The sequence below is a fragment of the Streptomyces sparsogenes genome (assembly GCF_001704635.1).
Lineage (GTDB): Bacteria > Actinomycetota > Actinomycetes > Streptomycetales > Streptomycetaceae > Streptomyces > Streptomyces sparsogenes.
The window spans coordinates 57,509-71,923 of record NZ_MAXF01000230.1; the positions used below are offsets into that span (position 1 = coordinate 57,509).

15 protein-coding genes and 2 pseudogenes are annotated in these 14,415 nt (G+C 68.3%); 12 read left to right on the forward strand and 5 right to left on the reverse strand.

The features are described from left to right. Nucleotides 1–71 precede the first annotated feature (71 nt). Nucleotides 72–965, forward strand: a complete 894-nt coding sequence (locus BBH68_RS37800; protein ID WP_065968432.1) for a LysR family transcriptional regulator — start codon at nt 72–74, stop codon at nt 963–965. 462 nt (nt 966–1,427) lie between these two features. Then, a complete protein-coding gene (locus BBH68_RS37805; protein ID WP_141713160.1) occupies nt 1,428–3,233 on the forward strand; it encodes a serine hydrolase domain-containing protein in 1,806 nt (601 codons plus the stop codon). 1,883 nt (nt 3,234–5,116) lie between these two features. On the opposite strand, the gene BBH68_RS37810 is transcribed toward BBH68_RS37805, so the two are convergent. From BBH68_RS37810 to BBH68_RS37820, 3 genes are read right to left on the reverse strand one after another with little or no spacing between them, the layout of a single operon-like run. Then, on the reverse strand, nt 5,117–5,575 hold the full coding sequence (locus BBH68_RS37810) for an ATP-binding protein (RefSeq protein ID WP_170066644.1): 459 nt from the start codon (nt 5,573–5,575) through the stop codon (nt 5,117–5,119). 27 nt (nt 5,576–5,602) lie between these two features. Next, on the reverse strand, nt 5,603–6,973 hold the full coding sequence (locus BBH68_RS37815) for an APC family permease (protein WP_065968433.1): 1,371 nt from the start codon (nt 6,971–6,973) through the stop codon (nt 5,603–5,605). Then, nucleotides 6,970–7,848 (reverse strand): carbon-nitrogen hydrolase family protein, encoded by an 879-nt coding sequence (locus tag BBH68_RS37820; protein WP_065968434.1) that lies wholly within the window; start codon nt 7,846–7,848, stop codon nt 6,970–6,972. Before BBH68_RS37820 ends, BBH68_RS37815 begins: the two co-directional genes overlap by 4 nt. 208 nt (nt 7,849–8,056) lie before the next feature. Between BBH68_RS37820 and BBH68_RS41185 the strand changes: the two genes are divergently transcribed. The 10 genes and pseudogenes from BBH68_RS41185 to BBH68_RS37860 all read left to right on the forward strand — a co-directional run. Continuing rightward, nucleotides 8,057–8,206 carry a hypothetical protein gene (locus BBH68_RS41185; protein WP_245738516.1) on the forward strand — a complete coding sequence of 50 codons (150 nt, stop codon included), beginning with the start codon at nt 8,057–8,059 and terminating at the stop codon, nt 8,204–8,206. Between the two features lie 109 nt (nt 8,207–8,315). Further along, the gene (locus BBH68_RS37825; RefSeq protein ID WP_065968435.1) at nt 8,316–9,272 is read left to right on the forward strand and encodes a hypothetical protein; all 957 of its coding nucleotides are present in this window, start codon (nt 8,316–8,318) and stop codon (nt 9,270–9,272) included. Between the two features lie 152 nt (nt 9,273–9,424). Then, complete coding sequence (locus tag BBH68_RS37830; RefSeq protein WP_065968436.1) at nt 9,425–10,528, forward strand: hypothetical protein; 1,104 nt, start codon at nt 9,425–9,427, stop codon at nt 10,526–10,528. Nucleotides 10,529–10,607: 79 nt separating this feature from the next. Continuing rightward, entirely contained in the window at nt 10,608–11,471 is an 864-nt protein-coding gene (locus BBH68_RS37835; protein ID WP_065968437.1) for a DUF3592 domain-containing protein, read from the forward strand. Between the two features lie 79 nt (nt 11,472–11,550). Next, complete coding sequence (locus BBH68_RS37840) at nt 11,551–11,823, forward strand: hypothetical protein (protein WP_065968438.1); 273 nt, start codon at nt 11,551–11,553, stop codon at nt 11,821–11,823. 1 nt (nt 11,824) lies between these two features. Beyond that, nucleotides 11,825–11,947, forward strand: a complete 123-nt coding sequence (locus BBH68_RS44185) for a hypothetical protein (protein ID WP_281182519.1) — start codon at nt 11,825–11,827, stop codon at nt 11,945–11,947. Beyond that, the gene (locus tag BBH68_RS37845) at nt 11,948–12,154 is read left to right on the forward strand and encodes a hypothetical protein (RefSeq protein ID WP_065968439.1); all 207 of its coding nucleotides are present in this window, start codon (nt 11,948–11,950) and stop codon (nt 12,152–12,154) included. It abuts the gene before it with no gap. Between the two features lie 83 nt (nt 12,155–12,237). Beyond that, nucleotides 12,238–12,606: a VOC family protein gene (locus BBH68_RS37850; RefSeq protein ID WP_065968440.1), complete on the forward strand. Its 369-nt coding sequence runs from the start codon at nt 12,238–12,240 to the stop codon at nt 12,604–12,606. Between the two features lie 21 nt (nt 12,607–12,627). Next, a pseudogene (locus BBH68_RS41190) lies at nt 12,628–12,789 on the forward strand (IS630 family transposase); the annotation flags it as partial. 1 nt (nt 12,790) lies between these two features. Next, nucleotides 12,791–13,281 (forward strand): annotated as a pseudogene (locus tag BBH68_RS37860) (IS5 family transposase); the annotation flags it as partial. A 287-nt stretch (nt 13,282–13,568) separates the two neighbouring features. On the opposite strand, the gene BBH68_RS37865 reads toward BBH68_RS37860, so the two are convergent. After that, nucleotides 13,569–13,829: a hypothetical protein gene (locus tag BBH68_RS37865; RefSeq protein ID WP_065968442.1), complete on the reverse strand. Its 261-nt coding sequence runs from the start codon at nt 13,827–13,829 to the stop codon at nt 13,569–13,571. After that, the gene (locus tag BBH68_RS37870; RefSeq protein ID WP_245738518.1) at nt 13,826–14,131 is read right to left on the reverse strand and encodes a hypothetical protein; all 306 of its coding nucleotides are present in this window, start codon (nt 14,129–14,131) and stop codon (nt 13,826–13,828) included. The genes BBH68_RS37865 and BBH68_RS37870 overlap by 4 nt, the downstream gene beginning before the upstream one ends. Nucleotides 14,132–14,415 lie beyond the last annotated feature (284 nt).

A 14,415-nucleotide genomic window follows, 5' to 3' on the forward strand; every position in this document is an offset into this window, starting at 1 on the left:
GGTGAGCTATAACCTCAAATACTTGATGGGGTTGGTTTCCATGCCTATGAGGCATGGATAGGAGGTACACTGTGGAGCTGAGGGTGCTGCGCTACTTCCTGGCGGTCGTCGAGAGCGGCTCGGTGACCAGGGCGGCGGCCGAAGTCCATATCGCCCAGCCCTCGCTCTCCCGCCAACTGCGCGGACTCGAGGCGTTTCTGGGAGTGACACTGTTCGACCGCACGGGCAAACGGATGGAACTCACGGCGGCCGGCCGCCGTTTCCTGCCCCTCGCCCGGGACTTGGTAACCCGCGCCGACACCGCCCTCGCCGCCGCCGGCTCGCTGGCGTCCGGGCGGGCGATGCGGATCACCGTGGCGGCTCCCGCCACCACCATCACCGATGTGATCGCCCCATTCCTGGCCACCTGGGGTCCGGAGGACCCCCTGGTCACGGTGCAGGCGGAGAACCCGCTACGCGCCTACCAGGCCCTCACCCGGGGCGCGGACGTGGCGATCTCCTCAGCCCCGCCGCGCCGCCGCTACGCCGGGCTGCCCGTAGCCCGGCTGCCGCTGTGGGCCTACGTGCCACCCTCACACCCCTGGGCAGGCCGGGACCGGATCACCATCCAGGAGTTGACCGGTGAGCCGCTGATCGTCCTCACTCTCGCGCACGGCACCCGCCGCATCCTGGACCAGGCGGTACAGGACGCGGGCAGGTCCCTTGACATCGTCCTGGAGTGCGACACCCCGCAGGTCGCCCAGGCGATGACCGCCTCCGGTCACGGCATCGCCGTCGTCTCCGACGACCCCCGCTTCGGGCTGCACCCACTGCTGATTCTCGACCAGCACGGGGAGCCCCTGCAGATCCGGCTGCACGCGGCCTGGGACGCCGGCCACTACGCGCTGCGCACCATCGAGTCCTTCGCCACCGGCCTGGCCCGCTTCTGCGTCGAGCAGTACGGGCCGCAGGCAGCGGGGAGCTGACCCCTCCTGGAACTGGGCCGGTCCGGTGAGAAAGTTGTGCAGGAGTCGTGGCCGGCTCGAGTTGGTGTCCGGTGCGGCCGGCCCCCGGGACCGAGCTCGTCGAAGTCGTGCACGGCGAGCCGCCCCAGCCGCTCGCCGACCCCGTAGGCGAGCGTGGTCCTGTCCGAGCACCAGGAGCCGGTCGATTTGCGCAGCGTCTGACCAGGGTGGCAGATCAGCTGTGGTGTTCTCGGCAAGCTCAGGGGGCAGATCTGGTTGCCCGGCCACCGACCCCGGCGATGCGTCGCACTCCGCCGGGAGAACCTGCCTCGATACCTCCCAGGCAACTTGGCCAGTCCTCTCAGGCATTGGACAGCTCTCGCTGTGCGCACCCAACATGCCGCCACAACAGACTCTGTCCGAAAGACGCCTGAAAGAAGGACACCCGTGACTTCCAGTCCACCCACTCGCCACCCGCGCGGCATGCGCCGTTTGGCGACGTCCACGGCACTGCTCGCCCTGCTAGTCGGCGGCATGCTCACCGCTCCCTCCTCCGCGGTCGCCAAAAGAGTGACCCCGGTGCCGGGCGACCCGCTCACCGGCAGCGGCGCCGTGCCCCGTACGGTCCTCACCAAGGCTCAGCTCTCCCGCGGCACCCCCACCGACACCGTCCCGGACAGCGCCTTCGCTCTGCCCGCCGAGGCGGCGCCGCCCACACACACCTTCGAGGGCACTCTGACCCTCAACGGCACCTCCAGGGCCGGCGGCTACCGTATGCTCAAGGACACCGCCGGCTACTCCGACCTCGAGGCCACCAAGCACCTCCCCCGTTTCAGCGCCACTCTCGTGCAGAACGGCAGCCACCTCATCCCGACCGTGCGCGGGCTGCGCTACACCGGGAACGCCGCCTGGAACCTCGCCGTGGGGGTCGGCAGGGCCTGGCAGGAGGACGGCGACGGCGGCCCCACGCGCGCCTCGTTGCCCTTCGCGCTGGTCGAACGGAACGCCAACTGCGTGCACAACGGGGTCCTCTCCTTCCTCTTCGACGCGTCCTCTATCTCCAAGGTCCGCTACCAGATCACCGCGGAAACCTGCGCTTACCACCAGTTCGACATGTGGGGCCAGGTGGGCGCCACTTATCGGCCGGGCCCGATCCCCGGGGGCAAGGCCGCGCGGAAGGCCTACGCGGCCGAGGTCGCAGGCCGGCTGCCCACCAAACCCATCGCGCAGCTCGCCACCGACCACCCCGGCGCCGACGTGGACACCTCGAAATTCGGGGGGGAGATCACCCCCAGCGCGCTCAGCACCTACGGCTTCTACTACGACGGCGTGAACTACGTCGGCGGCTGTCAGACCAGGCGGGGTCAGTACCCGTTCTGCGGGCAGATGTTGCTGCCCTCCTACTCCACCGCCAAGTCCGCCTTCGCCAGCACCGCCATGCTCCGGCTCGCCCAGCGCTACGGCACCGGTGTCGCGGACCAGCGCCTGACCGACCTGGTACCGGAAACCGCCGGGAAGAGGGCCTGGTCGGGTGTCACCATCAACCACGCCCTGGACATGTCCACCGGCAACTACACCTCGGCGGGCTTCGAGATCGACGAGGCCGGCAGCACCATGCTCGACTTCTTCCTCGCCGAGCCATACACCGCCAAGATGAACAAGGCGCTGTCCTTCCCACGCAAGGCCACCCCGGGCAGCCAGTGGGTCTACCACACCTCTGACACCTTCCTGGCGACCCGCGCCTTGAACAACTACCTCCGGAAAAAGACAGGTCCCCGCGCGGACCTGTTCAACATGCTCCGCGACGAGGTCCTCACCCCGATCGGTATCAGCCCGGACGCCGGCGCCACCTCCCGTACGGACAACAGCGCGCACGGGGTCCCCTTCGGCGGGTACGGGATGTTCTGGACCCAGGACGATATCGCCAAGTTCGCCAAGTTCCTGAACAACGATGCCGGCGCGGTGGGCGGCCGCCAGGTGCTGCACCCGGGCCTGCTGGCCGACTCCATGCAGCAGAACCCGTCAGAACGCGGCGTCACCACCACAGGCAGCACACCGATGCGCTACCAGAACGGCTTCTGGGACCGGGAGTTCACGGCCGCGGACAACCCCGCCTACACCAAGCCGTTCCACGTACCGTTCATGTCGGGATTCGGAGGCATCACCGTCGCGATGATGCCCAACGGCTCCACGTACTACTGCTTCAGCGACAATTACGAGTACGGCTGGAGCGCGGCAGTATCCGAGTCCCAAAAGCTCGCCCCCATGGCCTCCGGCGCACGTCCCTGATCTGTTCGCGGCAGTCGCACAGTTTCGGCCAGTCGTCCCGGTCGGAGGTCCGTTCCCGTACGGGAGCTGGGGAGCGGAGCCGACGAGAACGTCGATGGCGTCCTTGTGGCCGTGCAGGCCGCCGGCATCGCTCGGCAGCCGCACCGCAGTGAGGCTGTCCGCCTGGGTGACGTCTTGGACCCGAAGCCGGAAGAGCGCCCAGCGCAGCCGGGCGGTATCTGTCGTCCCGAACCGGATGCGTACGGAGCCGTGGTCACCGAACAGGTCGCGTTGCGCGGCCTGAACCCCGGTCTCGCTCAGCGGTTCGTGCCCGGCTTCGCAGAAGGCCACGATCTCGGCGAGACCGTCCATCGCCCACCGGTGCCGGACTGCCGCGGTCGCGTAGGCGGACACGCCGCGTCTGCCGGTGCTCGTGCGCAGAACACCGAGGAGTTCCGAGGGCATCGAGACGGGAACGCTCGACAACAGCTTATCGCCTGACGGTGATGTTGTCTGCCCGGCCGTCGTCGTGCATGTCCTGGGCGTGCTCCACGGCATGGACGGGGAAGTTCAGGACTACCTCACCGGCCCTGTACCACTACGACGACCTGTGGGCCGAGGAACGCCGGCTCGACGGGTACGACCCAGCAGTCCGAGCAGCGCCCCAGTCTCTCCCCCGAGGCTGGGGCGCCTCTTCGCGCACGCCACCAGCACTGTTCGATGCAGGGTGCGCATATGACATGGTCAGCAGCTACTTCGGGGGAGATCCGGAGCTGTTCGCCGCGCTGGTGGCAGTGCCGGCGAGCGTCGGCGGTCTCGTCGGCGGCGTGCTCGGGGCGAAGATTCAGGCGAATGATGGTCGGGATCAGGCGAGAGCGGCTCGCGTGCAGCGCAGATATCCGCCGAGGCTCAACGCGTGGCCGCCCTCTGGTCTGTCCGGCAGGCTCAGACAGCGGACTTCATTCAGCGAGGTTCTTCCGCGGTGCCCGGGTGAACCCCTTGGAGCGGCTCCGGGCCCGCCGGCGGCTGAGGGAGGAGATCGCCGCGCTGGGGCCTCCCCCTGAGTGGTGACCAGGCTGATCCTGGATCTGCTTGATCCGGAGGAAGCGAGAAGACCGCCGATGGCGATGAAGGACCACCCTGACGAGTCCAGGTCCGATGCGACCCGGCAGTTGGGGGCCCGGGTGGTCGAGGCAGAGCCGAGGGAGCGGAAGCCGGCGACCGAGCGGGACATACTCCGCGGGCGGTCAAGTCTTTCGCCGGGGAGACCAACGGGTGAGTCGCTTACGGTTCGTCGCCGACCGCCGGGACGCCTGCGGCGTGAAGCGGCTTTGCGGGGTCTTGGACCTGAACCGGTCCAGCTACGTCAAAGTGGCTCTCCGGCAGGAACGCGAGGGCGTCCCGGCAGAGCGAGGACCGGCTCCTGGCCGAGCGGATCCGCTGCGTAGACACGCGTCCGCACCACCGTCGGGGACCCGGCAGCCTCACAGGTTCCGGACCTGTTCCAGCGGGACTTCACCGTCACCGATCCGGGGCGAAATACATGCGCGACATCACGTGTCTCCCGCTCGCGGGCGGGGAGTTCCTCTATCTCGCGACCGTGCTGGAGTGCTTCAGCCGCAGGGTCGTCGGCTGGCCCCATCGCCGACCACCCGCGCACCAGCCTGGTCGCCGACTGACGGCAGACGGCGGCCTCGACCCGTGGCGGGCTGCCGGTGCCGTCGGCATCCGGCCGATCGCGGTGCCCAGGTATCGGTCCTGCGGACCGAAGTCCCCGGAAGGAGGAAGCGCGTCGTCCGTCTCTGACTCAGTGCCCTGTGACAGTCCGATGGCTCCGCAGTGGGCGCCGAGCGGATGGGCGAAGAGTGGTCGGGCGAGAGGGCGTCGCATGAGGTCGAGAGCGGTCATCGACGAGGGCCTGCCGCAAGGGGGAGTATGGCGATGACCATCTTTCCGTTCTCGATCTCCTCGACCGACCACGCACTGGCGAGGCTGTCCACGATGAACAGCCCGCGCCCGCTTGCGGCCACCGTCCCTTCGTCAACAGATGAGTTCGAAGGTCGGACAGGGACGGCAGTGATGTCGGCCCCGCGGTCAACGACGCCCAATGCCGCACCGAACTCGTAAGCCTCAACCCTTATGAGGACCGCACCGCTGCTGTGCTGGATGGCGTTGGCGATGAGCTCGCCGGCCACCAGCATGGCGTCGAAGAGGTGATCCTCCGCCTTGCCGTCCAGGATTTCGGCCAGGACGGTACGGGCGGCGCGCTGCGGAGCATCGAGCCCGTCGAGCACCACATCACGGTGGATCAACAGGTCTCCGAGGCTCCGGTCATGCACCAGTTCAGCAGTGGTCGGGGGCATCCTCGTCTCCTCGCATCGGGAGGGGAGCTACGCGGTGACTGCCTCCCTGGCCGCGGTGTCGTCGTCGAAGATCATCTCCGGTGCGGGCCGTCGGAAGCCCTTGGTCAGGACGCCCAGGTAGACCACGCCGATCGCCAGCCAGACGCCGCCGATCTGGAGTGCGACGTCATCGAGCCTCGTGAGCAGGTAGAGGGAAACGCCGGCGCCGAGGGCCGGCATCACCAGGTGCGAGAAGAGGTTGGGGGTGCGGCCGAGTCGGCGCTCTCGGACCAGGTGGGCGATCACGCAGACGTTCACCAGGGTGAAGCCGAGGAAGGCGCCGAAGTTGATGAATGAGGTGGCTGTGGTCAGGTCGAGTTTCATGGCGATGACACCGGCGGCCGCGGTCAGCAGCAGGTTCAGGACGGGCGTGCCGGTCTTCCCCGACAGGTTGCCGAAGACGGCCCTGGGCAGGGCGCCGTCGCGTCCCATGACGTACATGAGGCGGGCGGCGGAGGCTTGCAGGGCGATACAGGAGGCGATGGATCCGGCGATGGTGACGAAGTTGATGATCTCGGCGTACGTCTCGCCGCCGACCTGGACCTTCAGGTGGTAGGCGGCCGCGTCGACGTCGGCGAACTTCGCGCCGGGGTGAACCAGTTGCATCACGAAGGACAGCACGATGAAGATCGCTCCGGCGGCAATGACGCAGCCGACGATGCCGCGGCCGATCGTCCTCGCCCCGCCCCTGGCCTCCTCGCCCAGCGTGGAGACGGCGTCGAAGCCGAGGAAGGAGTACGCGGCGATAGCAGCGGCCGCAGTGACCGCGCCGATCGAAGTGCCGGAGTTCCACAGAGCGTCCGTGGCGGGGGCGGACGAGCCGTGCTTGCCGAGGAAGACGACACACAGGGTGGCGAAGAGGACCAGCGACCCCAGAGCAATGAACATCAGGACCTTGTTGACGCGGTCCGCGAGCTTCATGCCGAAGACGTTGATGGCGGTGGTGATGCCCACCGAGACGATCAGCCAGACCCACTTGGGGATGTCAGGGAACTGGGCGTTGAAGTAGATCGCCGTGATCAGCCAGCCGACCATCGGGATGAAGAAGTAGTCCAGCAGCATCGCCCAGCCGGACAGGAAACCGATGCGGCTGTCGAGCATCTTGCGGGCGTAGGTGTAGACCGACCCCGCGCCGGGCACGGCGCGCGCCATCTTCGCGTAGCTCAGCCCGGTGAGCAGCATCGCGAGGGTGGCGACGGCGAACGCGGTCGGGGCCACGCCGCCGCTGGTGGCGGCGACCACGCCGAAGACCGTGACGACGATGCCGGGGGAGATGTAGGCCAGGCCGAACAGGACGACGGAGAAGAGGCTCAGGTCGCCCTTCAGTCTCATGGTGTTCCCAGTGGTCTCGCTGTTCATCGTGGTGGCTCCTCGGTGGTGTGGGCGGCGGTCCAGGTGGCGGGGTCGATGCGGCCCCCGTACAGCGGGAGCTCGAGGGCTGGGTCGCCGGGGCGGAATTGGCCCCAGATCCGGTTGAGACCGGCGGTGCCGTAGCGGCGGACGTTGCTGACCTCGTCGAGGTCGATGACGTCGGTGAGGGTGGAGTCGCCGGCATCGACGGTTTCGGCACGCACCGTGCCCTGTGGATCGATGACGAGGCTGCGGCCGATCCCGGATGGGGCAGCGGCATTGACGCTGGCGACGAAGACCTGATTGGCGATGGCGTTGGCGCGGCTGAGGACGACTTCCTGCGTGCGGTCGTTGGTCGACGTGCGGACCACGTTGACGATCAGCTCGGCACCCATCCAGGCCAGATGGCGGGAGATCTCCGGGAACCAGGTGTCGTAGCAGATGGACAGTCCGATGCGGCCGACCCCGGCGAGGTCGACGACCTCGAACCGGTTGCCGGGTGTGGTCGTCTCGTACGGGCGCCACGGGCAGATCTTGCGGTACGCGGCGAGGCGCTCACCCCGTGGTGAATAGACCGGTGTCGTGTTGTGGACGCGGTCGCCGGTGCCTCGCTCGTAGACGCTGCCGGGTACCAGCCAGATGCCCAGATCCCCCGCGATCTCGGCGAAGGCCGCATCGCGTTTGCCGTCGAGCGGCTCGGCCCCCTTCTCCGGGTCGGCCGGGACGCCGGGGACGCTCTCGCCGAGGTGCAGCTCGGGGTAGACGACGAGGGCGCCGGGTGCGCGCAGTTTCACGCGCCGCTCCACGTCGGTGGCAAAGCCTGCGAGGTCGTCGGCCGGGCGGCCGGGCGCCTGGGCGAGGATCAGGGGCAGAGGGCGGGCCATGCGGGAACACCAGCCAATCGAAGGGAGCACTTTACCCAGAGAAGTCGACGGAGATTCGGGCGCCGATAACCAAAAATTCCGATGGAATAAGAATGCGGCCAGTCAGTCATAGCCTCAAATACTTGAGAGGGTTGATTTTCATGCCTTTGAGGCATGAAGGCGTCCTGCCTCCTCCGCCTCCCGGGGGACCACCGCCACGGAAATCCGAGTGCTGCGCTCCCTGGCCCGCGACCCGGTAGCCCGCGCGGACACCGCCGAGGCCGCAGTCGGTGCGCCGGCTGTTGGTCGTGCCATGCGGATCACCGTGGGGGCGCCACCCGCCACCACCGACGTGATCGCGCCGTTCCTGGCCACTTGAGGGGCATCGCCTCGCCGTACCGTTAGGTAACGACTTGATTGCAGAGAGTAATAAATAACGATCTCGGTGCACACCTTGCGTCACGGCTCGTAACCCCTAGCCTCCGTGCATGGCATTTCTCTCAAGTCGCCGCAGACGGGCACGTCTCTTCCTGGAGCTCGACGACGCTGCCCTCAGCCGGCTGCTGAAGTCCTCCCAGGCGACGGCAAGTAAGGGCGCGATCGCGACGACGGACCTGTACATGGCCCAGATATCCCGTCTCCTGGACCAGAGCCGGGCCGACTGGGACCGCCGCACCCACCAGCTCTCCGTGCTGGCGTACCGCCTGTCCGAATCGCACGGGCCCCGTGCCTGGGCCACTCGTGAGCCGCACAACGCGAGCGCGCTCGTCCTCTCCGCATGGGCGCAGCTCGAACGCGGACGCTCCCGGGGGCGTCTGGAGGACGCGGCCGGCATCGCCGACAGCTGTCTGCGCGCCGCCGAACTGGCGCCGGAGGACCCCACTCCCTGGGTGGTCCTGTTGGGTCTCTCACGGCTGGAGCGCCGCGGTCAGCCGGAGGTGTTCGGCCTGTGGAACGAGGCACTGACCCGCGACCGCTGGAACCGCGAGGCGCACCTGAGCATGCTGCGCTATCTGGGGCCGGAGGAGATGGGATCGCGCATCCAGGTACTGGACTTCGTCGACGCGGTCCGCGCCCGCACACCCTCGAACGCGCCCTGCGCGGCCACCGAGCTCACCGCCCAGGTTCTGCAGTACCACTCCGTCCTCTCCCTGGGCGGAGTCGAGGCGCTGCTGGCACGCAACCACTGGTCCCAGGCATCGGCCGCCCAGGCCCTCGACCGTGCGGCACACACCTGGGCCCAGCCCGGGTTCTTCCACCACGCGGCGGCCCTCGCCGACCTGAACCTGCTGGCCTACGCGCTGATGGCCGCCGAGCGGCGCGGCGAGGCCCGTCCGGTCTTCGAGGCGATCAACGGTACGGTCGCGGCCTGGCCCTGGAACGTCGGAGGCGACCCGGTGTCCGAGTTCGAGAAGGCGCGGATCAGGAGCGGGGCCGGCGTGTGAGTTGCGGGGACCCCCACCCCTCGGCAAGGCGGGCCGGACAGTCCTTGACGGCAGAGCAACGTGGGAGGGGGCCCGGCATCTGCCTGGCCCGCCTGCCGGCAGATCATACTGAGGTCTACCGGCCGTCACCTGAGCCCAGCACAATCGCTCGTATGACGATCACCACGGGTGCGCCGCCGCCCACGCACAACCTGCCTGTCGCGCTCGCCCGGGGTTTCCTGACCGGTGGCGTGGTCGGGACGTCGCTTGCCGCGCTCGTCGTGGGCGGGATTGTCGAGAACGCATCGCTGTTCGTCACGGGGTTGGTGTTGCCCGTGGTCTACGGACTGCTGTGGTTCCTCGCCGGTATGCCGAGGCGTGCCCGGGAGGCGGCGGTCGTGCCCCGTACGGCGCTCGCGGTGATCGAGAGCCGGGAAGCCGTCGGGGGCGAGACCAGCGAGGTACCGGTGCGGTTCGAGCTCACCGTCGTACCGGACGACGGGCCGGTGTACCGGGTGGAAATCACGCAGGACATCAACCTCGTGGACCTGGCCGACTACCGGCCGCGCGGTGTCGTGGTGGTCCAGTACCCGCCGGACCGGCCATGGCGGGTGCGCATCGTCAAGCGGCCGACGCCGGAGTGGGAGGACCGGGCGGCCTCGGCCCAACTCGATTCGGTGCCGGGGACGGCCACAGTGGCCGCGCCCCCGCAAGGCTGTGCCTTCGGCTTCGTCGTGCTCCTGGGCCTGTTGCTCGGCGTGGCCGCCGTGCTCCTGGCTTTCCGCGCGGACCTCTTTGACCGGGACGACACCGCGAAGTCGCCTTCGGCCGCACGGCCGTCCGTTTCCTCCACGTCGTCGACCACGATTGTGTCGTCGGCGTCCGGAACAGTCGCCCTGGGCCGGGGCCAGTCGTTTCTCGACAAGGGCGAGTTGGACCGGGCCCTCGGCTCGCTCACCAAGGGTGGGGACACACGGGACAAACGCCAGGCGCTCACTGTCGTCGTGCAGGAGCGCCTGCTGTCGGTCGTGTTCTCGCCCGCCGGCACGCAGACTCCGGGGTTCGACCCCCGTGCGCTGCCCTACGGCGGTTTCCCCGCCCTGGTCGAGGAGGCCACGACCACCCTCGGCGTCCGCTCCCCGCAGACCTGGCAGATCACCGCTGACCGTCTCACCGGCTCTCTCGTCATCAGGGTCGTTGTGACCGGGGCCGAGGGCACGGCGTCACTGGAGGCGGACGGACAGGGCAAGGTGGTGCGGCGCGCGCCCGCACGGTGAGGTGCCCTGGGATCGCACTGTTCCGGACGGCAAGGGGTGTGCTCGGTGGCCGTCCCCGAAGTGGCAGGAGGAGAGACGGATGGGCTGGCACGGATATCTGGTGCTGTGGTGTGGTGTGTTCGGCGCGGTGGCGCTGGTCGGGTACGGGAGGTCGCTGGCCGGGATGACCCGGGCGCAGCGGACGGTCTGGGCGAAGGGGCGGATCGAGCGGGTGGGGGAGCCCCGGCACGGAAGCTCCCCGAAGGACGGGATAGCCGTGGTCGTCTCCTTCCAGGACCCGGCCACCGGGCAGGAGTTCACCGTCACCAACGACGATGAGCGGGGTGAGAGGATCAGCGTGGCATGGACGGGCCGGGAGATCGGGGTCCACTACCCGCGCGGCAGGCCCCACGCCTTCCGGTTCGCCAACCACCTTTCCGAAGGCGGGCGCGGACTCGGCTGGCCGACCTTCGCGCTCTTCCTCGTCTACGCCGGTCTGGTCGTCGCCGCCGCGATCGACTGGGGCTGGCCGTGGGCTCTGCTCGGCTTCTGCGGACCATGGGCCGTGTCCGGCGCGTACCACCTGCCCGGGAACGTCCGCGACAGGAACCGCCGTATCGACGCGCTGGCCGCCATGGCCGCCGTACCCGGCCGTGTCGTCGCCGTGCTCAAGAGCGTCACCGTCGACTCCAACGACGGGAGCACCTCCACCCACCTGGTACCGGTCGTCACCTTCACCACCCTCGACGGCAGGGCCGTCACGGCCTACTGCGAGTCCGGACTGACGGACCCCGCCGGATCGCGGGGCCTGAACGTCACGATCCACTACGCCCCCGACGACCCTGCGGTCTTCGTCCTGGACGTGGAGGCCGAACGCCGGTCCTGGAAGCGGGACATGACCGTCAACGTCGTGGGTGTGCTGGTCGTGGCGGCGGCGGCCGTGGTGGGGGTGGTCGCGCTGTGACACGGGAGCTGGGCCATCTTCCCGCCATGGATCCGCTGACGTTCGACTACGAGTCCCTGCATCTGCGAGGGACCGGGGGGTGTTCGAACTGTTCTCCCTGACCAATCCCGCCAGCAGCTTCCGGGTGCCGCTGCGGTGGCTCGGGGCGCTGGTGCACTACAAGAAGCCCCACCAGCCCGGCAAGTTGCTCATCGGTTCCGTACGCGATCCGCACGCCGCCCTCTACGGCACCGACCAGTCCGCCTTCTGGTACAGCAGTTCGCCCGCGTTCCGGGTGCCGCACGGTGACGAGCCGCTGTTCCGCGCGTACTTCACCGAGGTGGCCGCGCTCGCCGACCGGAGGGTGGTCTGACATGGATCCGGCGGAGCCGAAGGTCTTCCAGCACGAGCGTGTGCACATCCAGGCCGACCGCGGGATCCTTGAGGTCTTCCGCCGCAGTAACGTCATCGGGCCGCACCGGTACCCGCTGGCCTGAGTGACGGTGCGTGCCGAGGCCCACCGAGGCGGTCTGACCCGCCTGTACTTCGGCATCGCCGAAGACCTGGGCGAACCAATCTACGGGAGCGTGCCGGGCGCCGGACCCGTGTTCTTCAGGCACGGGATCCCGACCGCCGACGAGCCCCTCCACCGCGCCTTCTTCACCGAACTCGCCCACCTGGCCGACCGCTCGATCGCCTTCTAGTGCCGCATCAGACAACGTGCGCCTCGCTGTTGGGGGAGCCTAGCCGGTGGCCTTGGCTCGCTGCTGTCCGCCAGAATCGGCGCATGTTGAGAGTCGGTTCCGTTGTGCTGGGTGTCTCGGATGTGCCGCGTGCGGCTGCGTTCTGGATGGAGGCCCTGGGGTACGTCCCGCGCGAGGAGATGGAAGACGACTGGGTGGTGTTGGTGCCGGCGGAAGGGGCCGGGGTGCAGCTGGCGCTCGGTCTCAGCGAGACGCCGGTTCAGGAGCATCCGCGGATCCATCTGGACCTTTATGCCGGTGATGCGGTCGACCAAGCCACCGAAGTCGAGCGGCTGGTGTCGCTGGGGGCCCAGCGCGTGGACTGGGATCTTTATCCGGACGACGCCGACTTCGTCGTGCTCGCCGACCCCGAGGGCAACCGCTTCTGTGTCATCGATACCGGTCACCACTGACGGAGATCGGAGCAGCTTTCGTTGGCGGAACGGGTGCAGGTGCGGGAGATGGACAGCGGCGAGGGGCAGCGACTGCTGCGGATCGTCCGTCGAGGCACCGGGTCGGTGGTGACCTGGCGGCGTGCGCAGATGGTGCTGCTGTCCGCGCAGCGCATGAGCGTGGCGAAGATCGCCGAGGTGACACGCCCACGTCCGGGCTAAAAAAGGGGCGAACACACAGGTCCGAGCCCCGTGGACCGGGGCAAGCCGGGTTCCAAGATGCATGTCCTGTCGGACGCGAACGGACTGCCCCTTCTCGTCGGCGTCTCGGCTGCCAACACCCATGACAGCGAAGGACTGCAGCCGATGGTGGAGGGTCACCAAACGAGACACGACCCCCATCGAGGCCGGTACTTCAAGCCCCAACGGCTGCACGCGGACAAAGCCTACGACCGTGCCGACCTGCGCAGATGGCTCCGCGGGAAGCGCATCGGCGTGCGCATCGCCCGCAAGGGCATCGAGTCCAGCGAGCGATTAGGGCGCCACCGCTGGGTCATCGAGCGCACCATGTCGTGGCTGTCCGGCTACCGGCGACTCAGCCCTCGCTACGAGCGCGATCCCCGCAACTACCTGGCCTTTCTCGGCCTCGCCGCCGCCCTGTGCTGCTACAAACGACTCCTCCGCCTCACCACGTAGGACACGGTCTTAGGAGCTGCAGCTACGCATTTCTGAACAGCACAGCGTGGATCACCCAACTCGCCCGCAACGTGCTCGTGAATCTCGAGGACAGAACCGGGCGCTTCTGGTTCCTGATCCGTGACCAGGACAGCAAGTCCACCGGCGACGGCGCAGCCGTCATCCCGACCCCGCCGTAAAGCCCCCGGTCCAACGCATTCGGCGAACGATGGATACAGAGCGGCACAGACATTCCACTCACACGGATGATGGCAGCCATTGTCAATGGCGCTGGAACGAGAGCAACGTTAACCGTACCAGGTGACGTTGCAGATATAGATGCAGTGGTGGCGTGGTACTGCGAGGAAGCTGATGAAGCCGCGTCCGCCGAGAATGTCGAATTCCCGGAGTCCGCCTTCTCGGTCGAAGGGCCGGCCCACCTTCGCCGCGTCGACTCCCAGCGCGGCGAGTTCGGTCGCCAGCCGTTCGACCTCTGCCACGACGCCTGGTGCAAGTCCGTCGGCGACGTACTCCTCGCTTGGGTTGTACTCCCAGGTCCAGTCGGTCACAGCCCCGCCTCGGCCTCCGCGGCCTTGCGGATCTGCTGAATTTCGTGGATGGCCGCCGTCGGGTCCTGTTCGGCCATATCGACAATCCGCTCGAGTTCCCGGAGGCGGGCGGCGCGTTCCGGATGCCGCTCGATGGCGACGAATACGGCCCATGAGTGGACGAAAGCCCGCAGGGGCGCGAGGCTCTGTGTCTGCTGTGCGTTTGTGGTCGCCTCGAAGAGGTGCTGAGTGAGCGCAGGGATTCTGCTGGGTGCGATCCGAGCGACAGCTGCGCGCAAGGCGTCAGGGGTGAGGTCAGGCATGGGGACAAGGGGCCCATACGGGCCGTCTGGCTGCGCGCTCACGATGACCTCCGGTACGTGGTTTGCTCGTCGCACCATACCGTGGGGGTGCGGCAGCCGTGGGTGACTCCGGTCTGCTCCGCACCCGTCGCATGGCCTGTCTTTCGCGATTGGGGAAGTAGCTGATTGTCGTGTTCTCCGTAGCGCGCAAGAGCTCGGTTCGGCGCCGAACCGAGCGCTACGGTGCGGTGCGGATCGTCACGGAGAGTTGCCGCAAGGCTGGGGGTCAAGGGGTCGCAGGTTCA